We start from the raw sequence: 20,022 nt of genomic DNA, 5'->3' as shown, positions 1-20,022 counted from the left end.
GGCACTCGACGGTTCCGCCGAACCCGCCGATGGCGTGGTGTGGCTTACCGCTGCTTCCCGTGCAAGCGGACCTGCGCCACCAGCGCGTGGTGGTCGGCTCCCGGGAGGTCTACCGTCTCCACCGCGACGGCGCGACCGCTTGCGACGAGGATGTGGTCGATGCCGACGAGGGGCGGCCAGCGCTTGTCGGTCGGATAGGTGACCAGATGCCCGGCGCCCGCCTGTTCGGTGGCATCGCCGAAGCGGCCGGAGAGCATCGCACGGAACTGCCGATGATCGTAGGTGGCGTTGAAGTCGCCGCCGGCGATCGCCGGTCGATCCGCGGGCGATCGGTCGAGAATGTCACGCAGCCGGGACAATTCTTCGGCCCAGACTCGCGTTCCGTACACCGGCGGTACCGGGTGGAACGCGTACACCATGACCGGCCCGGCGCCCGGGATCTCGGCGGTCGCCGAGAGTTGGTTCAGCACGAAGCCGTCGTACTCCACGGTGTCCGATAGAGGGTGGCTGCTCCAGATTCCCGTCCCGGTCGCGGTTCTTCCCGGCGACAGGAAACGGTACGGCAGCACCTGATCGAGTCCTGCCCGGCCGAGATCCTCGACCGCCGTGGGAGTGAGTTCGTTGACCGTGAGCACGACGACCCTCCGTGCGCGCACCTCGTCGACCAGCGCTCGAGGGTCGGCTCCGTCGAACAGGAGATTGGCCTGCATCACGGTCACGGTGTGCCCGTCCCTGTTGTCCCGGTGGCCGACATACAGCGGCGCTTGCGTCCACGTCGCGATGGCCACGAGCACGATCGCGACTCCCGCGCCGACCCAGTGCCGCATGGCGACGAAGACGACCGCACCCAGGACAGCAGAACCCATCAGATACGGCGCGCCCGAAGCCGCCAGAACCAGTATTCGAGACGACGACCCGTTGAAGTGCAAGGCGATCCCAGCGGCGGCGGCCAGAGCCGCAACCCAGGCCAGCAGACGGATAACGAGCAGAACCGACTTCGAAATCACATCCGATACCCGAGCACGCAGGCCCGTTCACTCGATACCGAACAACGTCGCGGCGTTGCGGTAGCAGACCTGGCGCAACCAGTCGTCACCGAGCTCGAGCCGTTCGAGCGCCGCGATCGAGTGACCGTAGGAGTGCGGAATATTGGGAAAGTCGCTGCCGAACAGGATGCGGTCGGCGAAGGCGCGCAGCCTGCTGTGCTCGTGCACCGGGAACGGAGCGTCGGCCTCGGAGAAGTCGGTCCACACCATCGTGGTATCCAGCCGCACTTCCGTGTAATCGCCTGCGAGATCGAGGAATTCGGAATACTCGGGCGTGCCCATGTGCGCGATGATCAGCCGCAGGCGCGGAAAGCGCCGCAGCACAGCGGCGATCGGCTCCGGGCCGGTGTGTGTTCCGGGCGCGGGGCCGGAACCGCAATGGATGACGATGGGAATGCGCGCGTCCTCCAGCACGCCCCACACCGGGTCCAGCAGTGGGTCGCCCGGGTGGTAGCCGCCGACTTGGACGTGCGCTTTGAAGACGCGGGCGCCGCGTTCGACCGCCTCGCCGACATAGCCTGCTGCCTGCGGCTCGGGAAAGAAGGTGGCGGTGTGCAGGCAATCCGGGGTGCGGTCGGCGAAGTCGGCGGTCCATTCGTTGAGCCACGCCGCCATGTCCGGTTTGTGCGGGTACACCAGCGCGGTGAACGCGCGCACGCCGAAGTCGCGCAGAGTCTTCAACCGGACCTGGGCATCGTCGCGGTAGGTGATCGGCCAGGTGCGGCCGGTCAGCGGCCCGACCGTGTCGAAGTACGCCCACACCTTCCGCATCACCTGATCGGGCATGAAATGGGTGTGCACGTCGATGATGCCGGGCAGGCCGAGCCCGGCGCGGAAGGCGGACAGGTAGGTCGCGTCGTCGGCGGCGGTCATCGGACCTCCTGCGCCGCAGGCGGGTGCACCGTTCGCGCGAGGTCGCCGACCCGGGCGATGAGTCGTTCGAAGAACAGCTCCGGGTCGGTGCCGATCACGATGTCGGCGTTCGGTTCCCGGCCCCACATGCCCGCCCAGTCGGCGACCGTCGTCGCGCGGGTGAGGGTGCCCGCCAGCTCTACGTCCACCGTCGCCGGGCGGGTGCGGGCCAGCGCCGGGTCCAGCGCCACCGCGGCCGCGAACGGATCGTGCATATGGGCCAGATAGCCCAGGTCGTAACCGTGATGGAAATCGAAGTAGAACCGCACGGCATCGGTGACGTGCCGGACGATCGGATTGCTCGCGGCCGAACGGGCCTCGGGCGGGTCTGCGGGCGAGACGACCTCCACCGGATAGCTTTTCGCCCGCTCGGCCAGGCGGACCAGGTGCTCGGGTCGCATCTCGATCGTCTCGGTGATGTCGAGCGCGCAGACGATCGGCCTGCGCTGGGCGGGCGCCGCGGCGAATGCGTCGAAGACCTCCTTGGCGGCCTCCGGGTCGACGTGCACATTCCACTCGTTGGTGGGCGTGGTGTTGCCCGGATGGTTGAACGCGCCGCCCATGATGACCAGACGATTCAGCAGCAGCGGCAGATGCGGTTCGATCCGCAAGGCGAGGGCGAGATTGGTCAGCGGCCCGGTGCAGAGGCCGACGATCTCGCCGGGATTTGCGCGCACCAGCTCGGCCCACATCAGCGCGGCAGATCGCGGCGAGAGACGGCGAGCCGAGGGGGGAAGTTCGGCGTATCCGATGCCCTGGGGTCCGTGCGTGTCCTCGGTGGTGCGCAGCGGGATCGCCAGGGGATCGGCAGCGCCGAGCGCCACTTCGATCGCCGGTGCGCGGCAGACGTCCAGCCAGGCGAGATTGTTCGCCGCCACTTGCGCCGCCGGAACATTGCCCGCGGTGGCGGCGATGCCGGCGATCTCGGCCTCGGGGGAGCCGAGCAGGTACAGCAGCGCCAGAGAGTCGTCGATGCCGGTGTCGACGTCCAGGATGATCTTCTGCCGCACGGCATGAGACTAGCGAGCCGGGATGCCGGGGCCGCGCCGAGGTGCCGATTGCCCAACGGTCGCAGTAGCTAGTACATACGTCTAGTACGTTTGTCTAAGACGTTGTAGCCTGTCGGTATGGGAAATCGCGAGGATCTGCTGGCAGGAGCACGGAAAGTCATCGTCGAGCGAGGCGTCGCCAAGGCGACCGCCCGCGACATCGCCTCGGCGGCCGGCGTGAGCCTGGCGGCGATCGGTTACCACTTCGGCTCCAAGGACCAATTGATCACCGAAGCGCTGAGCGACGCTTTGGGCACCGCGATCGGCGACAACATGGAGGCGAAGATTCGCGAGGGCAGCGGCTCTGCGCCCCTGGCGGCGTTCGCCGCCATGTGGAACGGCATGCCCGCGGTGTTCACCGAGAACCGCGACAGCATGCTGGCGAGCATGGAGAACCTCGTGCGCGTCGCGCGCTCGACGGAGTCGCAGGAGTTCTTCGCGCAGAGCCTGCCCGGCGCCTACCGGGACATGGCCGAGGCGCTGCGGCAGGCGCACCCGAAGCTGAGCGAAGAGCAGGCCGGAGCGATCGCCGAGCTGTACTTCGTGCTCGTCCAGGGGCTCGGCGTGCTGCAGACCATCGCTCCGGAGGCGAACCTCCCGGACGGTGACCGCCTGGCACAGGCGGTCACCGCGCTGGCCGGGGGGAGATCCGGTGACGTCCACGGCTGATGTCGCCGATGGTGGAGCGCTGCCACGGTGGCGGCTCGGCCCCCATGCTCGCTACACCTCCTGGCCGTCGCTCCGCTGCCCGCCCGGCCCCGATCGGGGCGATGGAAGCCCGCCGCCGGTACGCCGCGGAGGATTGCGCGGCTCCCGGCGGGAGGGTCAGTGCGCGGGCAGTGGCCAAGCGGGACTATCCGCGCCGTACGCGGGTGCGGGCCACGGGTAATCCGGGTACTCGGTGAGCACGGGCGGCGCGGTGACGACCTGCCCGTGCCGGACCACGTGCGCGGCGCTCGGCATCGCGGGCTTGGCATGGCGCGGTGTGCGGTCCGGCGCGTCGAGCAGCCAGGACGCGGTGCGCGCCAAGGCCACTCGCACGTCCCGTCCGACGCCGTCGTCGCTGCGCGCGACCAGGGCGTCGATCACGCCCGCGGCGAGCAGGTAACCCGACGCGTGGTCGAGTGCCTGTGCGGGCAGCGCCCCCGGCACGGCGGGCGCACCCTCGAGGATCGAGATGCCGGATGCGGCCTGCACGATGCTGTCGAAACCGCGACGATCACCCCAGGGACCGGCTTCACCCCAGGCGGATACCCGCCCGTGAATCAACCCGGGACGGGCGGCCGCTCGCACCCCGGCCCGCTCCAGCGCGCCCGGCCGGTAGCCGGTGATCAGCACGTCGGCGGCGGCGATCAGGTCGTCGATGCCGTGGGTGCGCAGGTCCAACAGCGTCGAGCGTTTGCCCTGGCAGGTGTCGGCGAACTGCCAGGAGATCTCGGGCAGCTGCGGCGGGTCGACGCGCAGTACGTCCGCGCCGAGCAACGCCAGCGCCCGCGTCGCTACCGGCCCCGCGATCACCCTGGTCAGGTCGAGCACCCGCACGCCCCGCAGGGGTTGCAGAGGCGCGGCGCCCGCAGGTAGTCCGGTCTCCCCGCGGTCGGGACGGTCGGTGATCGCGACCAACGGACCCGCTGCCGCGGCCTGTCCCTGCGGTGTCGCGGTCCATTCCTCCTCGGTGCGGACGCGCACCGCGACGGCCCCGTGCGCGGCGGCCTGCTCCTCCAGGTCCGAGGCGCGGATCATGGCCATCTGGGCGACGGCGAGGTCGACCGGCGCGGAGTCGGGCAGGCCGAGCGTGGCGAACAGGCGCGCCCGGTGATGCGGATAGTTGGCGTGCGTGCGAACCCAGCCGTCGAAGGTGGGGAAGAAGCCGGAAAGGTCGGCGAACGGTGTCGGCATCTGGCCGCCGATGCGTAACAGACGCTCGCTGGAGAAGGCCGCGGTGATGCGGGCGGGATCGAGGCGATGCGCCACCGGGTCGATACCGCGTGCGGTCCGCATGCGGTTCGCGGCCGTGGTCAGCGCCGCGATCGAACCGGCGGCCAGCGCCCAGACCGGCAATGTCGCGGCGAGATTGCTACCCGGATCGGGCGCGGGGGAGATGCGCGAGGCGGTGACACCTATACCGGCCTCGTAGTCCTGGACGAGCCGTGCGTGCGTGTTCACTCGCTTCAGCCTAGTTGGCACCCCGGGGAACTCGCGTGTCGTGGTCCCGCTCGCCCGGCGTGAGCGAAGGCCGCCACATCCGGCCGCCGCGCCGCTCACCGCGGCTACCTGCTCAGATTCGGCTCGAAGACGCGCCGGTTCCGCGCGCCGGTCCGCCGTGCCCCGATGCGGCGGAGCTGTCGCCGACCGGCCGTCGCGCTCGGCCGGGTCGGACCGCCGCGGGCGCCCGGGCGGCGACCGCGCGCTCGCAGACGCGTGTCCGCGAGATAGCGGATGAAGTGCTGACGAGTCCGATACCTTCGGGCAGGCCCACGACCTGACGGGATCTAGACCGGGCGAACAGGATCGCGCGGCGTGAAAGAGCTGTCCGAGCGGACTTCTCGCCAATCAGGACAGTGCCGTGCGCCGGAACGCGCCGATCGAACACGACTACGAACTCGGCCGTGCAGGATGCCCGGAACGCCGGGTACCTCCGGGGAGATCGGGGACCTCGCCGCGGAGCGCGCGTCGCTCGGGACACCGGCCACGACCAGGCGACGCGATCGCGCGTGGAGCAGCTCGAGGCCGCGTTCACGGCGGCGACGGCGGACGCGGTCGCCGCGGGAGTCGCGGCCGACGACGTCGATCGTGCGGTGGCGCCGACGCCTACTGGGCCGAGCGGCCCACGCACCGACACCTGGGCCGCATCGTTCAGCTGATCGACGAAATGTACTACCGCCTCGATGGATTGGCCGGTTTCCGGCAGCGGGTCGCCGAGCTCGAACAGCGGCTCGCGCAAAACCGGTCGCGGCGAATCCTGAGCCGTTCGCTTTCTTCGCGCGACCCCGGAGCCATCCGCCCCACCCGGGACGGGGATGCTGCATCGGTGCAGGAGATCTTTCGGACCGCGGGCGTGGAGGGGTGGGTTCATACCCAGTGCGTCGACTGTGGCGCGCAAGCGGGTACCCGGGCGGACGAGCCGGTGGTGCTCGCCTCGGTGGTGAAGGTGCCGCTGGTGCTGGAGTTCGCCAGGCAAGTGGTGGCGGGGCAGCTTGACCCCGCGGATCGGGTACGGGCGCGGGCGGCGGATCGGCTCGGCGGCGTCGGCACCGCGGGCTGTACTGACGACGTCGAGCTCAGTCTGCGCGACGCGGCGTACTTCGCACTGACCGTCAGCGACAACACTGCGGCCGACCTGCTGTTCGACCGCGTCGGCCTGGACAACGTGCGCTCGCTGCTGCGCGAACTCGGGCTCACCGCCACCCGGGTGGTCGGCCCGCCCCGCGCTGTCGTGCAGTCCATGGCCGAGGATATCGGCGCGGCCGACGCGGCGGAGTTCGCCCGCCGGTTCCCCGCGCTGAACGCCGAGCAGGTACTGCGCACCCGGGCACTGGACCCCCGGCGGACCACCGCGAGCACTCCGCGAGAGATGGTGCGGCTGCTCACCCTGATCGCCCGGGATCAGGCGGGCGCGCCGGAAGCGTGCCGGTGGGTCCGTGACCTGATGCGCCAGCAGGTGAATTGGTACCGGTTGGCCGCCGCCTTCCCGCCGGAGGTGGGGGTCTGGGCCAAGACGGGGACGCTGCCCGGTGTGCGCAACGAGATCGGCGTCGTCGAGTACCCGGACCGAAAGCGTTACGCCGTAGCCATTTTCACGCGGGCGGCCACATTGACGCAGCGATTGCCCGAGGTGGACCGCGCGATCGGCGCCGCCGCGGTCGAGGCCATCGGCCGCATCGTTCACGGACTGCCGTAGACGACGTTCCACGGGCGTTGCGGCGGGTCGGCGACCGTGCCTGGCCGCGACGCGCCGTCGCCTTGCAACACCGTCACCACCACTTCGGCCAGCTCGCCGACCAGTGGATGGGCCATGCCCACCGGCCAGGCCAGCGACAGCCGATGACTCAGCGCGCCCTCCGGCAGCGGCCGCCAGACCACGCGCGGCTCCTTCTGCGCCACCATGCCCTGATCGAAGGCCACACCCCGGCCGGAGAGCACCATTCCGAGGACGAATTCCGGATTGCGCGCGTGCTGCACCGACGCCGGGCGGAAGCCTTGTTCCCAGCACCGGCGCAGCGTGGCGTCGTAGAGCCCCGGCGCGGCGGCGCGCGGGAAGATCACCAAGCCGTGCCCGGCGAGATCGGCCAGTTCCAGCGCCGACCGTGCGGCCAGCGGCGAATCGCGGGGCAGCACCACGCCCAGCGGCGTCTCCACCGCCGGGCCGAGTTCGAGGCCGACCACGTCGACCGGGTGTTGCAGCAGCCCGGCGTCGAGTTGCCGGTCGGCGAGCAGCCGGACCTGTTCGGCGGTGGTCAGTTCCTGCAGGTCGACCCGGACGTCCTTGGCCTCGAACGCGGTGAGCAGCGCGGCGAGCACCCGTCCGGCCGATTCGGGCGGCACGCCGATCCGCACCGCGTCCATCTCGCCGCGATGCGCCTTGCCGACCAGCGTTTTCGTCCGTTCCCAGCGGGCGAGCAGGTCGCGGGACTCCGCGAGCAGGATCTGCCCGGCCTCGGTGAGCTCGACCCGGCGGCTGCCGCGGTCGAACAGCCGGGCGCCGAGGTCGGTCTCGAGGCGGCGGATGCGCTGGCTCAGCGGCGGCTGGGCGATGCCGAGACGTTCGGCGGCCCGTCCGAAATGCAATTCCTCGGCGACGGCGACGAAATACCGGAGCTGGCGCAGCTGGTCCACGCTGCGACGATATCCGTTCCGATATCGCCGAGCGTGTGCGGCGGTCTTGGACAGGGTCGCCGCGCATGTGGTGTGGTGCCCGCATGAAAGGTTTCGGACGGCGTGAATTCTTCGGCGCGACCGCGGGAGCAGCCGCGCTCGCGGGCCTAGTTGCTTGCGGTACAACGGATTCCACGGACAACGGTGTGACGGCCCCGGCCTCGGCTGGCGAGTCGTCCGGTGGGATGACACTGCGGTGGTGGGGCAACAACAGCTGGGAGATCCGCCTGCCGGGCGGCAAGACCGTGCTCATCGACCCCTGGCTGACCAGGTTTCATACCGGAACCTACACCGCCGAGGGCGCGGACCCGCAGACCCCGATCACCGTGGACACCGCGCTGATCGACAGCTACGTCGACAGCGGCGAACTGCGCGCCGATCACATCCTGGTCACCCACGGCCACTACGACCATCTCGCCGACGTGCCGTATCTGGCGAAGAAGACGGGAGCGACGGTGCTCGGCACCGAGACGCACCTGAACCTGATGGCCGCGCTCGGCGCCCCGGAGGCGCAGTTCGCCTTGGCCACCGGCGGCGAATTCCTCCGTTTCGACGGGTACACCATCCGTGTGCTGCGTTCACTGCACTCCGCGTCGGGACCGCGTGCCACGGTGGCATTCGCGGGTACCCGACCCGGCCTCGGCGCGGGAGCGCTACCGCAACCGAAGGTGATTCGTGATCTGGTCGAAGGCGGCACGCTCGCCTACCAGGTGAGTGGCGGCGGGGTGAGTGTGCTGAACTTCGGCGGCTCGAACTACATCGAGTCGGAGGTGGCGGGATTACGCCCGGATGTGCTGCTGCTGCCCGCCGGGGGCGGCAAGATTCAGGATTACGTCGGCCGCCTTTTGCGCGCGACCGGCAATCCGCGCTATGTGCTGCCCACCCACTGGGACGACTTCGATCATCCGCTCACCGACCCCGCCCGCGACTGGGGTGGTCTGGAAGCCCTGCGGGCCGCGGTGGCCGCGGCCAGCCCGCAAAGCGCCTTCGTCACCGTGGACCATCTGCAGACCTTCACGCCTTGACCGGGTCCGGGTCGCTCGCTCGGGTCCCGGGATGTGCCACAGGTCGAAGCGATGCGACGAATCGGCGCACGCCGATCGTGACCGGGCATCATCCATGCTCGGCGGGTTCGCTTGCCGCGCCGACGATTTCAGATGCGGCACGGTGGATTCCGGCCAGGGCGGTCAGCAGGTGCAGGTCCCGGGAACTCCGGCATCACGGGCACCTCGGGGATTGACGGCTGATCATTGATCGGACGCATGCCGCGCTCGTTCGCCGACTGGTGCGCGCCCGTAACGCGGACGCTCTTCGCATCGGATGAACGGCGGCATCAGCAAGCTCCCGCACTCGACCGAGGCGACTACCGTGGTCTGGTCCGGCCGCGCGGTGGGACGACGACGGCGAAGGGAGATCGAACGTGGCAGGCGGCAGCACCGACTCGGAATGGTTGCGGACGCTGCGATCCGAGACGGTCGTGCGCCGACACCTGCTGTGCTTCCCACCCGGCGGAGGGTCGGCCACGGCATACCGGGACCTCGCACAACGGTTCGGGGCGGGCGTCGCGGTGCGCGCGGTGCAGTACCCGGGACGGCAGGACCGGTTGGGCGAGGACCCGATGACCGACCTGGTCGCGCTGGCGGACCGGATCGCCCAGGCGGTGCTCGCGCAGGGCCGGATCGCGCGGCTGTCGTTGTTCGGGCACAGCATGGGCGCGACCGTCGCGTTCGAGACCGCGCGCTGGCTCGAGCGTGCCGGGCAGCCGGTGGCCACTCTGTTCGTGTCCGGCCGTCCGGCACCCTCTTTCGAGGAGACGCAGCGGTTGCACCTGGCCTCCGACGACGAACTCATCGATGAGCTGGTGCGGCTGGCCTCGGATCCCGCCCCGCTCGAGCTGCTGCGCACCGAGCCGGGCCTTGCCGAACTCGTGCTGCCCGCCGTGCGCGCCGACTACCGAGCCGTGGAGACCTACCGGTATCAGCCGGGGGAGCCGCTGCGCGCCGATATCGCGGCGCTGGTCAGCACCGAGGACCCGACGATGCGACCCGAGCAGGCCGACGAATGGCGCGCGTACACCAGCGGAGGATTCGACCGGGCGATCTTCCCCGGCGGCCATTTCTATCTGGACGAGCATGTCGCGCAGGTGGCGGGCTTCGTCGCGCGCCACCTCGGCGGCTGAGCGACGGCGTCAGCGCGGTGCGTGCACACGGGCGGCAGTGGCGGGGCGGCGTCGCGCCCACACATAGCCGATCCACGACGCCACCACCACCGCGGCCACCACGGCCCGCACCAACCCGAGCGCGTGTTCGGGGTAGATCACGCCGGTGAGGTAATGGTCGATGAATCCGCTCGACGGCAGCCGCTCTCGGCCGGCGTGCTCGCGCGCCCAATTCTCCAAATGCGTGAGCGGGCAGTCGAAACCGACCACGATCGTGCCGAACCCCCAGCAGACGGCGAGCAGGTGCAGCCAGATCGTGCGCGGAAAGCGCCATGCGAGGAATCCGCCGACCACCACGTAGGCCACGAAGGCGAAATGCGTGACGGCGGTGGCGTCGGCTGCCAGCCGGTAGAGCACGCCTCCAGGGTAGCCCTCCGCCGCGTGGCGGATCCCGGATCGAGCGCTACCAGGGGGAGGGTTGATAGTCCTTGAGGAAGCAGCCGAACAGATCGGTGCCGTTCTCACCCTGCACGATGGGGTCGTAGACGCGCGCCGCGCCGTCGACCAGGTCCAACGGCGCGTGGAAGCCCTCGTCGGCGAGCCGGATCTTGGTGTAGTGCGGTCGCTCGTCGGTGATCCAGCCGGTGTCGACCGCGGTCATCAGAATGCCGTCCTGCTCGAACATCTCCCGGGCGCTGGTGCGGGTCAACATGTTCAACGCCGCCTTGGCCATATTGGTGTGCGGGTGCCCCGGGCCCTTGTAGGCCCGAGAGAACTGCCCTTCCATCGCGGAGACGTTCACGACGTACTTCCGGCGGGCCCCGGCGGCGGCCATCGCCGGGCGCAGGCGGGAGACCAGGATGAACGGCGCGACGGAATTGCACAGCTGCACTTCCAGCAGTTCGGTCGGATCCACCTCCGCGACGGTCTGCACCCAACTGTTGGTGTGCGCGAGATCGGGCACCAGGCCACCCGCGTCGATCGCGACGCCGCGCGCGATGCGTTCCGGCGTCGCCGACCCCGCGACCAGTGCCAGCTCGGCTACGTCGGCGGCGCTCAGCGCGGGGGTGAGCGACGCGGTCAGCGCGGTGGGGTGGGCCTGCATGGTCTTGCCGAAGCTCACCACCTCCGGCAGCGCGCCAGCGGGCAGCGGTCCGGATTCGGCGTCGACCAGGGCGCTGTAGGCGCCGGGGGAGCGGCGCACCGTCTGCGCGGCGTTGTTGATCAGGATGTCCAGCGGGCCCTGGGCGGCGACGTCGTCGGCCAGGGCGACCACCTGAGCCGGATCACGCAGATCGATGCCGACGATGCGCAAGCGATGCAGCCAGTCGGCGCTGTCGTCCATCGCGGCGAACCGCCGGATGGCGTCGTTGGGGAAGCGGGTGGTGATGGTGGTGTGCGCGCCGTCGCGCAGCAGGCGCAGCGCGATGTACATGCCGATCTTGGCGCGGCCGCCGGTGAGTAGCGCCCGCCGCCCCGTCAGATCGGTGCGGGCGTTTCGTTTGGTGTGGCTGCTTGCCGCGCACTCCGGGCACAGCTGGTGGTAGAAGGCGTCGACCTGGGTGTAGCGCTGCTTGCAGATGTAGCAGGGGCGCGCGCGGATCAGCGTGCCGGCGCTGGCTCCGTCGGTGGCCGAGCGGATCGGGATGCCCGCGGTCTCGTCATCGATCCGGTTCGGGGATCCGGTCGCGGTGGCGGCGACCACCGCCCGGTCGGCCGCCGAGACCGCCGCGCGCGCTTCGGTGCGGCGGCGCTGCTTGAGCTTTTTGAACATGTGGCCTACCGCCCGCTGCACGGCCACCGAGTCCGGATGATCCTTTTCGAGCGTTCCGGCCTGCTCCAGGACCCGAAGACAGGTCGCGAGCTCCTCGGGATCGATCATGCTTTCGGCCATCGGGGCGGGGGACATCCTTCATCGAGCTGGGCAGACGACCGGCCCATTGTCGCAAACCCCATCCGCCGGGTGGTCGCCCGGTCGCCCCATGTCAAGCTCGAGCGCGTCGGTCAGCTGCTGCGCGGGGAGATGGCCGCGCGGTCGGCGCGCAGGTCGTCGACGAAGTTGGCGATCGCTTCGGCGACCAGCAGTGGCTCGGTGACCGGCAGCCAGTGATCGGCCGGAACGGCGCAGCGCCACAGCTTGTCGACCCAGCGCGTGGAGGCGTCGTAGACAGCGGCGGGCACGAACGGGTCGGTGGTGTCGACGAGCAGCTGGACCGGTACCGCCGTCCGCCGCACCCGCGGCCTGCCCAAATGGTGCAGCAGATTGGCCTGGGCGATCCGCGCACCGGCGACGAGATCGGTGCGCCAGGTGTGCGCGACGCGCGCGGGCACCGGCGCGAGACCGCCGAGCCGACCCACGAGCAGCCCGCGCACCCGCGGCGGGTAGAGCCTGCGGGCGATCGGGCCGGGCGTCAGCGCCCAGCGCGCACCGCGCAGCCACCAGCCCGGGTCGCCGAGTTCGCGCCCGGCGCGCGGCGCCAGCGCGCGTAGCCACAGACCCAGATGATCGAGGTTCGGTCCGGCGATCGCGGTGAACGAGGCGATACGGGAGTTGGCCCGCTTGTCGCAGACCGCCTCCCACAGTTGCACGGCGCCCCAGCCGTGGCCGCAGGTGTGCACCGGCCCGCGCGGACTGGCGGCGTCGATCACCGCGAAGAAATCCTCCGCCAGCACGCCGAGGCGATACTCCGACAGCACCGCGGGGGTGGCCGAACGACCGTGACCGCGTACGTCATAGGTGATGACCCGGAAGCCGTCGGCCAGCAGGGCCGCGACCGTGGACCACACGCGGTGTGTGTCGGTGAGGCCGTGCACCAGCACCAAGGGCTCGGCGGCGGGGTCACCCCATTCGTAGACGGCGAGATCGGCACCGTCCCGGTCGACCATCCAGGTGCGGTCCGGGCGGGGCGTTTCGGTGCTGTCGAGCAGTTCGGTCATGTCGTTACCCCTTCGCTGCCGGCTACCGATCCGATGGCACGTCGCCGTCGTGCCCGATGTCAGTGATTCCGATACGGACAGTACGAAGAATTGACCCATCAAGGGAAAGGTAAAACGCCCGAATATGGCGCAGCTCACCCACGGGCGAATGGGACCTTGCCGCCCGAGCCGGAGGGTTACCGCCCGAACTCGCGGCCGGGCCTCGATCCCCTGGTGGGCAACGGAGGGCCGGCTCGTCCCCGGAGTACTCCCGCGACAACGCGCGACACTTGTTGACAACTCGCCAATAGTCCGGGAATCTGGGGCGGAACCGGTGACGAGACCGGACCGGAGCGAGCGAAGGATCGAGCGATGGCACGCGCGGCGTGGAGTGACGACGAGGTCGAGGCGGTACGAGACCTGGCGAGGACCTTCTTCGAAAAGGAGGTCGTGCCCCACGAGGAGAAATTCGTCGCCCAAGGGCACCCCGATCGCGCGCTGTACAACCGGGCGGGTGAACTCGGCTTGCTGTGCCCCGCCATCCCGGCCGAATACGGCGGTGGGGGTGGCACCTTCGCGCACGAGGCCGCCATCATCGAGGAGCAGGCGCGCGCGGGCGACGGATCGATGGGCATCCCCGTGCACAGCTCGATCATCGCGCCATACCTCTACGAGTTCGGCTCCGAAGAGCTCAAGCGGCGTGTACTGCCCAAGGCCGCGAGCGGTGAGATCGTGCTGTCCATCGGCATGACCGAGCCGGGCACCGGATCCGACCTACAGAACATCAAGACCCGCGCGGTCCGGGAGGGCGACGAGTACGTCATCACCGGCTCGAAGATCTTCATCACCAACGGCTGGCTCTGCGACGGCATCATCATCGCCGCCAAGACCGACCCGACCAAGGGTGCGGCCGGAGTCTCGCTGATCTTCGCCGAAGTCGGCGACGACACCCCCGGCTTCAAGCGCGGGCGCATCCTGAACAAGATCGGCGGCAAGGCCCAGGACACCGCCGAGCTGTTCTTCGACGGCCTGCGCGTGCCCGCGTCCAACCTGCTCGGCGAGGCCGAGGGCCAGGGTTTCTACCAGATGATGCAGATGCTCGCGCAGGAGCGGTTGGTCACGGCCGTCATCGCGGTCGCCATGATGGAGAAGTCGGTGCAGCTCACCGTCGACTACACCAAGGGCCGCGAAGCGTTCGGCAAGCCGCTGTTCGCGATGCAGAACACGAAGTTCGAGCTCGCCGAGTGCGCGACCATCACCAAGGTCTCCCGCACGTTCCTCGACGACTGCCTGGCCAAGCACCTGCGCGGCGAACTCGATATTCCCAGCGCTGCCATGTCGAAGTACTGGCTGACCGATCAGCTCGGTATCGTGGTGGACCGCTGCCTGCAACTGTTCGGCGGCTACGGCTACATGACGGAGTATCCGATTTCCCAGCTCTACACCGGCGCCCGCGTCCTGCGCATCCTCGCGGGCAGCAACGAGGTGATGAAGGATCTCATTGCCCGGTCTCTCTGACACCACGAGCGCGGCCGCGGACGGGGGCGCCGATCCGGCGCTACCGCGCCGCCGCAGGCTCGAGCCCGACGAGCGCCGCGCGCAGATCCTGGCCTGCGCGATCGACATGTTCGGCGAACGCCCGTACGCGGCCGTCTCCACCGCCGAACTGGCGCAGCGGGCCGGTGTGGCCCGCGGTCTGATCAACCACTATTTCGGCAACAAGCGCGATCTCTACCTGGCGGTGGTGCGGCGGATGGTGACGCTGCCCAAGCTCGACAACATGGCCGTGCCCGCCGGCTCGTGGCGCGAGCGGGTCGACGCGAGCGTGCGCTGGTTGCTGGACACCATCGCCGAGCACGGCAGCACCTGGGTGAAGGTGACCAGCCACGAGGGGGTCGGAGACGATCCCGAGGTGCAGCAGATCCTGGACGCGGCCGACGACGCGGCGGCCGAGCGCCTGCTGTTGATGGTCGGCCTCGCCCATTCGGCACACGATGCCCAGCTGCGCGCGATGGTGCGTGCTTACGGCGGGCTGGTCAAGGTCGCAGGCCGGGAATGGATCACGCGCGGCACACTCACCCGCGAGCAGGTGCACGACCTGCTGTGCGACATGTTGCTGACGCTGGTCACCGAATCGCTGCCCAAGGTCGACCGCAGGCAGTGAACGGCGGCACGGGGCACCGTCAGTGTGCGCCGTCGGCTGACGCGCGCAATACGATGTCCGCAGGGTGGAATTGTCATCGAGCAAATCACCGGCCCTGGCATCACGGTCAGGGGTGCCCCGGCCGCTCGACGTCGTCTTATCGGACACCACTGCTCCTTCGAATGGGCGTGCCCCCGCAGGCCGCCGGTCGGCAGCATGCTTCTCGGCTAACAGTTCGGCGGCCATTGCGCGAAGTTGGTTATCACGGGCGGATCACAAATTGCCGCAGACTTCGGATCAACTTTTCGCGGTGGGCGTCCTATTCTGTGTCGGTATATCGGGGCGGGTCCGGATAGTCCGAGGTTCCTGCGCGGTGTGTTGGTGTGGAGAGGACCTTGATGACACGGGCAGAACGGCGTGAAACGGATCGCTGGCCGCAGGCGCAGCCGGAGGATCGCTGGGCGGAGCCGGAGCCCGACGGCCGCTGGTCGGACGAGGAGGACGAGCGCTGGCCGGAGCCGCCGAGCCGCCGCCGGACCGGACGGCTGCGCGTGGAGATTCCGCCGATCGTCAATCCGTACGCGATCATCGCCCTGGTGGCGGCACTGCTCGGGTTGTTCCCCGTGGCCATCGTGTTCGGCTTCATCGCCTTCAGCCATCCCCGCGGCCGGGTCATGGCGATGTTCGCGCTGCTGCTCGGCGTAGCCGAGATCACCGCGGTGGCGGGGTTGGTCCTGATGACGAGCAATTGGCTACCGGACGTGACCAACCGCACGGCCTCGCTCGGGCCCGCGCCCGTCGCCTCGACTCCCGCCACCGTCGAGCGTCCGGTGGCGACCGCCACGACCGCCGCACCCAGCCTCGCGGTGACGACCACGCCGTCGGAGAGCCAGGAGCCGGTCACGAAGGGCGCGCCCTGCACCGACGCCCAGCTCGGCAAGATCGGCAGCGCCACCACCGGCGGCACGCTGATCTGTCTCACCGCCGCCGGTGGCAACCAGTGGTCGGGCCCGCACGTGGTGGCGACTGCCGTGCAGCAGGCGGGCTCGAAGTGCGACGGCTCCGGCGCCAAGACCGGGCGTACCGCCGATGGCCGCGCCCTGGTGTGCGAAGTCAGCGGGCGCAGCGGCACATGGGTGCTGTGGACCGAATAGCCGTCGACGCTATTCGGGCTTCTTCGCCCGGCTCGGCTGCACCCGGGGCGGTTCGTTGGGCATCTTCGGGTACTGCGGCGGCCACGGCGCGTCCATGAGGCCGGCCGCCATGTCCCGTTCGGACATCTCCAGCAGCGGGGCGATGGATTGCGGCGAGCGGTCGGCCCACGGGTCGCCGGATTCGGCGTACCGCGCGGGCACGGTCGCGATGGTCAGGTCGTCGGGCACCACCGAATCCAGATCGGACCAGCTGATCGGCGTGGACACCTGCGCGCCGACCTTCGGCCGCACACACCACGCGCCGAAAACCGTTTTGTGCGGAGCGTTCTGATTGAAATCGATGAATACCCGGTTGCCGCGTTCTTCTTTCCACCATTGCGCGGTGATGTCCTCGGGGTATCGGCGCTCCAACTCGCGTGCCAGCGCCACCGCGGCGGCGCGCACCAGATAGCCGTCCCACTTCGGCTCCAGCGCGGAGTACAGATGCAAGCCGCGTGATCCGGAGGTCTTGATCCGGGATTCGATGCCGAGTTCGGCCAGCAAATTCCTGGTGCGGATCGCGGCCTGCCGCAGGTCGGCGAAGGTGATGCCCGGCGAGGGATCGAGATCGATGCGCAATTCGTCGGAGATCTCCAGATTGTCCGCGCGGTTGGGCCAGACATGGAATCCGAGGCACCCCTGATTCACCGCCCACAGAATATGGGCGAGATCGTGGGCGACGAGGGCATCGCTGGTGGTGCCGTTGGGCGTGGTCACCTCCACCGTGCGCAGCCACTCCGGCGCGGATTTCGGCACCCGCTTCTGGAACCAGGATTTGCCCGATGCCCCGTCCGGGTAGCGCTCCAGCAGCAGCGGCCTGCCGCCGACCACATTCAGGAACGGTTCGGCGATCGCCTGGTAGTAGCGCACCAGATCGAGTTTCGTCTCACCGCGCTTGGTGAAATAGATCTTGCCCGGATTGCTGATCGTGACGATGCGGCCGTCGGTCTCGATGTCGACGGACTCGGTCATCGCGTCGCGCCTTCGCCGAACAACATGCTCAATTCCGCGGGCGCGACTTCGTCGAGTTGCGCGTAGGTACACGATTCCGGGGTCCGGTCGCTCCGGAAGCGCACCAGCCTGCCGCCGTGGCGCAGCCGGCCCGACTGCACGTGCTCGTAGCGCACCTCGGCGACCAACTGCGGCCGCAGCGCTTCCCAGGACAGATCCTTGCCGCCGGTCCAGCGGCTGACGCCGCCGGGCATCTTGCCGTCCGCGGCCGCCTGCGCCGCCGCATCCGCCCACTGCCGCCAAGGGTGATTCTCCAGCGCGTTCTCCCGCAACGGGGCCAGCTCCTCGATCAGTTCTTTGCGCCGCGCCGCGGTGAAGCTGCTGGCCACGCCGACGTGATGCAGGTGGCCCTCGTCGTCGAAGAGCCCGAGCAGCAGCGAACCCACACCTGCTCCGTCCTTGTGCCAGCGGAAGCCCGCCACCACGCAGTCGGCGGTGCGTTCGTGCTTGACCTTCAGCATCACCCGCTTGTCCTGGAGGTAGGCGAGGTCGTCGGACTTGACCATCACGCCGTCGAATCCGGCGCCCTCGAAACGGGTGAACCAGTCCTCGGCCACGTCGGGGTCGTGGGTGATCGGCGTGAGGTGGACGCGCGCGAGCGCGGTGTCCAGGATCGTCTCCAGCAGCCGCCTGCGTTCGGTGAACGGCTCGCCGGTCAGGTCCTGGTCGCCGAGCGCGAGCAGATCGAAGGCCACGAAGCTGGCAGGCGTCTCCGCGGCCAGCTTGGCAACCCTGGACGCGGCCGGGTGCAGTCGGTTCTGCAGGGTGTCGAAATCCAAACCCTGCTCGGTGACCACCACGATCTCGCCGTCCACCACGCAGCGGTCCGGCAGCGCCTGCTTCAGCAACTCGGCGACCTCGGGAAAATACCTGGTCAGGGGCCGGTCATTGCGCGATCCGAGCTCCACTTCGGCGCCGTCGCGGAACACGATGCAGCGGAAACCGTCCCATTTGGGTTCGTAGCTCAGGCCCGGCTCGCGCGGTACCGCGGGTGCGGATTTGGCCAGCATCGGCCGCACTGGGGGCAGAACCGGTAGATCCACGCGATCCTCCTCGGGTTCGATCCTCACCCATACCGACGATGCGCGCCCGACGAACTCATCGGTCTGTGGCTGTGGTCTCGGCTCGATCGTAGGCGGCCGCCCCGACAGCGATCGTGGAGTTCGCCGCTCAGTTCTCCAGCCAGCCCTGCTGGTCGGCGAAGGCGGTGAGCCGGTCGCGGATAGTGAGGATCTCGCCCGCGGTGAGCGCGGGGCTCGCGTCCAGGAGCAGTTCGGTGATCAGGCGTTTGTGCTCGGCGACGGTGAGCGGTCCGGAACCCGGCCGGTCCTTTCCCTTGTGCCGCGCCGGGGGCGCGGACGATCCGCCGACCACGTTGAGATTGACCGCCTTGGGCCCGCGGTCGCCTTCGGTCACCTCGAATTCGAACACCCGCCCCTGCCGCAACTCGTCCTCGTCCAAGCCGATGTCGTTGACGTGGACGAACACGTCCGGTCCACCGTCCTCCGGCCGAATGAATCCGAATCCCCGAGAGCTGTCGAACGACACCAATTTCCCGATGGACACCAACACCCGCTCCTCGTCGCCGTCGCTACCGGGCAACTTTAACCCGCGTTTTCGCCGTCGTCGGTGGAAAGCGCCTTTTGCAACGAATGGAAAACGGTCAGTCCTTGACCGACCATTCCGTTCACCAGTTCGCCCACTCCGTCCGGTCCGTTCAGCACGGTGAGATTCGCGTTCGCCAGCCCGTTCGACGCCTGCTTCACGATTTCCGGCAGTTGTTCGATCAACAACTGATCCAGCGCGATCCGGTTGTTCGACGCGGCAGCGGCGGCCTGGATGCGGGTGCGGTCGGCCTCCGCCTCGGCCAGGATGCGCACCCGATCCGCTTCGGCCTGAGCGGGTTTCACGACCTCGGTCTGCAACTGCTGCTCCCGCAGTTCGGCCTCTTTGCGCGCCTGCTCGGCTTGGGCGGTGAGGACCTCCTGCAACGCCATGGCCTCGGCCAGCGGGCCCGCCTGCGCGGCCTCCGCGTTGGCCTTGTCGATATCGCGCTGGTATTGCGCGCGCAGGATCGCCGTCTCGCGCTGATATTCCGCCTGCCTGCGCTGGGATTCCTGCTCGGCCTGCGCCGCCGCCTGCGCGGCCTGCGATTGCGCGATCTGCGCGTCGCGCTGCACGGCGGCATTGTGCGGCGCGGCGAGCGCGGCGATATAGCCGAGGTTGCCGTCGTCGATGGACTGGATCTGGAAGGAATCGACCCACAGGCCGATATTGCTCATCTCGACTTTCGACGCGACGAGCACTTCGTCGGCCAGTTTCTGGCGCTCCCGGATGATCTCCTCGACCGTCATCGAGCCCACGATCGACCGCAGGTGCCCGGAGAAGATGCGCCCGGTCAGCACCGACATCTCCCGCTCCTGCTCGGAGAGGAACCGCTGAGCGGCGTTCACGATGGACTGGGTGTCGTTGGCGACCTTGAACGCGATCACCGCGCGGACGTCGAGCTGGATCGCCTGCTTGGTGACGCAGCGCTCCTTGATCTCGGATTCGAACATCGCCAGCGACAGGTAGCGCACTTTCCGGAACAGCGGGACCACCCAGGCGCCGCGCCCGATGACCACCTTGAACGGCGCGTTGTCGCGGCTCTTGGCGCCGCTGACCAGCATCGCCTCGTCCGGGTCCGGCACGTGGTAACCCAGCACGTCTGTCTCCCTTA

General features: G+C 69.3%; 20 protein-coding genes. 8 read left to right on the top strand and 12 right to left on the bottom strand.

The window, feature by feature from the left end; genetic code table 11:
- Positions 1–44: 44 nt before the first annotated feature.
- From NA8_RS14940 to NA8_RS14930, 3 genes are read right to left on the bottom strand one after another with little or no spacing between them, the layout of a single operon-like run.
- The gene (locus NA8_RS14940; RefSeq protein WP_063050988.1) at positions 45–1,007 is read right to left on the bottom strand and encodes an endonuclease/exonuclease/phosphatase family protein; all 963 of its coding nucleotides are present in this window, start codon (positions 1,005–1,007) and stop codon (positions 45–47) included.
- Between the two features lie 27 nt (positions 1,008–1,034).
- A complete protein-coding gene (locus tag NA8_RS14935; protein ID WP_063050987.1) occupies positions 1,035–1,919 on the bottom strand; it encodes an amidohydrolase family protein in 885 nt (294 codons plus the stop codon).
- Positions 1,916–2,968 (bottom strand): nucleoside hydrolase, encoded by a 1,053-nt coding sequence (locus NA8_RS14930; RefSeq protein ID WP_063050986.1) that lies wholly within the window; start codon positions 2,966–2,968, stop codon positions 1,916–1,918. The genes NA8_RS14935 and NA8_RS14930 overlap by 4 nt, the downstream gene beginning before the upstream one ends.
- Positions 2,969–3,085: 117 nt before the next feature.
- Here NA8_RS14930 and NA8_RS14925 point away from each other — a divergent pair, with 117 nt between their 5' ends.
- Positions 3,086–3,676, top strand: coding sequence for a TetR/AcrR family transcriptional regulator (locus tag NA8_RS14925; protein ID WP_063050985.1), 591 nt, complete (start codon positions 3,086–3,088; stop codon positions 3,674–3,676).
- Positions 3,677–3,832: 156 nt separating this feature from the next.
- On the opposite strand, the gene NA8_RS14920 is transcribed toward NA8_RS14925, so the two are convergent.
- Positions 3,833–5,173 (bottom strand): CoA transferase, encoded by a 1,341-nt coding sequence (locus NA8_RS14920; RefSeq protein ID WP_084466808.1) that lies wholly within the window; start codon positions 5,171–5,173, stop codon positions 3,833–3,835.
- A 548-nt stretch (positions 5,174–5,721) separates the two neighbouring features.
- Here NA8_RS14920 and NA8_RS33810 point away from each other — a divergent pair.
- On the top strand, positions 5,722–5,871 hold the full coding sequence (locus NA8_RS33810) for a hypothetical protein (protein ID WP_157106705.1): 150 nt from the start codon (positions 5,722–5,724) through the stop codon (positions 5,869–5,871).
- Positions 5,872–6,038: 167 nt separating this feature from the next.
- Positions 6,039–6,908, top strand: coding sequence for a serine hydrolase (locus NA8_RS14910; RefSeq protein ID WP_063051068.1), 870 nt, complete (start codon positions 6,039–6,041; stop codon positions 6,906–6,908).
- Here NA8_RS14910 and NA8_RS14905 read toward each other — a convergent pair.
- A complete protein-coding gene (locus NA8_RS14905; RefSeq protein WP_063050983.1) occupies positions 6,893–7,843 on the bottom strand; it encodes a LysR substrate-binding domain-containing protein in 951 nt (316 codons plus the stop codon). The genes NA8_RS14910 and NA8_RS14905 overlap by 16 nt on opposite strands.
- A 185-nt stretch (positions 7,844–8,028) precedes the next feature.
- On the opposite strand from NA8_RS14905, the gene NA8_RS14900 reads away from it, so the two are divergent.
- Both NA8_RS14900 and NA8_RS14895 read left to right on the top strand, forming a co-directional pair.
- Positions 8,029–8,907, top strand: a complete 879-nt coding sequence (locus NA8_RS14900; RefSeq protein WP_245663843.1) for an MBL fold metallo-hydrolase — start codon at positions 8,029–8,031, stop codon at positions 8,905–8,907.
- A 395-nt stretch (positions 8,908–9,302) separates the two neighbouring features.
- The gene (locus NA8_RS14895; protein WP_063050981.1) at positions 9,303–10,061 is read left to right on the top strand and encodes a thioesterase II family protein; all 759 of its coding nucleotides are present in this window, start codon (positions 9,303–9,305) and stop codon (positions 10,059–10,061) included.
- A gap of 9 nt (positions 10,062–10,070) precedes the next feature.
- Here NA8_RS14895 and NA8_RS14890 read toward each other — a convergent pair whose 3' ends face one another.
- From NA8_RS14890 to NA8_RS14880, 3 genes are all read right to left on the bottom strand, one after another.
- Positions 10,071–10,457 (bottom strand): DUF2784 domain-containing protein, encoded by a 387-nt coding sequence (locus NA8_RS14890; RefSeq protein ID WP_063050980.1) that lies wholly within the window; start codon positions 10,455–10,457, stop codon positions 10,071–10,073.
- A 46-nt stretch (positions 10,458–10,503) separates the two neighbouring features.
- Entirely contained in the window at positions 10,504–11,934 is a 1,431-nt protein-coding gene (locus NA8_RS14885; RefSeq protein ID WP_063050979.1) for an SDR family NAD(P)-dependent oxidoreductase, read from the bottom strand.
- A 110-nt stretch (positions 11,935–12,044) separates the two neighbouring features.
- Entirely contained in the window at positions 12,045–12,977 is a 933-nt protein-coding gene (locus NA8_RS14880) for an alpha/beta fold hydrolase (RefSeq protein WP_063050978.1), read from the bottom strand.
- Between the two features lie 351 nt (positions 12,978–13,328).
- Here NA8_RS14880 and NA8_RS14875 point away from each other — a divergent pair, with 351 nt between their 5' ends.
- From NA8_RS14875 to NA8_RS14865, 3 genes are all read left to right on the top strand, one after another.
- Positions 13,329–14,474, top strand: a complete 1,146-nt coding sequence (locus NA8_RS14875; RefSeq protein WP_063050977.1) for an acyl-CoA dehydrogenase family protein — start codon at positions 13,329–13,331, stop codon at positions 14,472–14,474.
- Positions 14,458–15,120: a TetR/AcrR family transcriptional regulator gene (locus NA8_RS14870; protein WP_063050976.1), complete on the top strand. Its 663-nt coding sequence runs from the start codon at positions 14,458–14,460 to the stop codon at positions 15,118–15,120. Before NA8_RS14875 ends, NA8_RS14870 begins: the two co-directional genes overlap by 17 nt.
- Before the next feature lie 377 nt (positions 15,121–15,497).
- Complete coding sequence (locus NA8_RS14865; RefSeq protein WP_157106704.1) at positions 15,498–16,253, top strand: DUF4190 domain-containing protein; 756 nt, start codon at positions 15,498–15,500, stop codon at positions 16,251–16,253.
- Positions 16,254–16,262: 9 nt separating this feature from the next.
- Here the strand turns inward: NA8_RS14865 and ligD are convergent, their stop codons facing one another.
- The 4 genes from ligD to NA8_RS14845 all read right to left on the bottom strand — a co-directional run bounded on the left by ligD (position 16,263) and on the right by NA8_RS14845 (position 20,008).
- Positions 16,263–17,264, bottom strand: coding sequence for a non-homologous end-joining DNA ligase (gene ligD / locus NA8_RS14860; protein ID WP_063050974.1), 1,002 nt, complete (start codon positions 17,262–17,264; stop codon positions 16,263–16,265).
- Complete coding sequence (locus NA8_RS14855; RefSeq protein WP_174550082.1) at positions 17,261–18,346, bottom strand: ATP-dependent DNA ligase; 1,086 nt, start codon at positions 18,344–18,346, stop codon at positions 17,261–17,263. The genes ligD and NA8_RS14855 overlap by 4 nt, the downstream gene beginning before the upstream one ends.
- A gap of 127 nt (positions 18,347–18,473) precedes the next feature.
- Positions 18,474–18,875: a cold-shock protein gene (locus NA8_RS14850; RefSeq protein ID WP_062967733.1), complete on the bottom strand. Its 402-nt coding sequence runs from the start codon at positions 18,873–18,875 to the stop codon at positions 18,474–18,476.
- Between the two features lie 32 nt (positions 18,876–18,907).
- On the bottom strand, positions 18,908–20,008 hold the full coding sequence (locus NA8_RS14845; RefSeq protein WP_063050973.1) for an SPFH domain-containing protein: 1,101 nt from the start codon (positions 20,006–20,008) through the stop codon (positions 18,908–18,910).
- Positions 20,009–20,022: the final 14 nt, after the last annotated feature.

The organism is Nocardia arthritidis NBRC 100137, from assembly GCF_001612765.1.
Classification (GTDB): domain Bacteria; phylum Actinomycetota; class Actinomycetes; order Mycobacteriales; family Mycobacteriaceae; genus Nocardia; species Nocardia arthritidis.
Note: the sequence above shows the minus strand (reverse complement) of the source record. Positions and strands in the feature narration are given on the sequence as shown.

Bases quoted from the DNA above. Each gene is read 5' to 3' on its own strand.
- ligD (WP_063050974.1), bottom strand. From the start codon at position 17,264: ATGACCGAGTCCGTCGACATCGAGACCGACGGCCGCATCGTCACGATC.
- NA8_RS14875 (WP_063050977.1), top strand. From the start codon at position 13,329: ATGGCACGCGCGGCGTGGAGTGACGACGAGGTCGAGGCGGTACGAGAC.
- NA8_RS14865 (WP_157106704.1), top strand. From the start codon at position 15,498: ATGACACGGGCAGAACGGCGTGAAACGGATCGCTGGCCGCAGGCGCAG.
- NA8_RS14935 (WP_063050987.1), bottom strand. From the start codon at position 1,919: ATGACCGCCGCCGACGACGCGACCTACCTGTCCGCCTTCCGCGCCGGG.
- NA8_RS14885 (WP_063050979.1), bottom strand. From the start codon at position 11,934: ATGGCCGAAAGCATGATCGATCCCGAGGAGCTCGCGACCTGTCTTCGG.
- NA8_RS14925 (WP_063050985.1), top strand. From the start codon at position 3,086: ATGGGAAATCGCGAGGATCTGCTGGCAGGAGCACGGAAAGTCATCGTC.
- NA8_RS14880 (WP_063050978.1), bottom strand. From the start codon at position 12,977: ATGACCGAACTGCTCGACAGCACCGAAACGCCCCGCCCGGACCGCACC.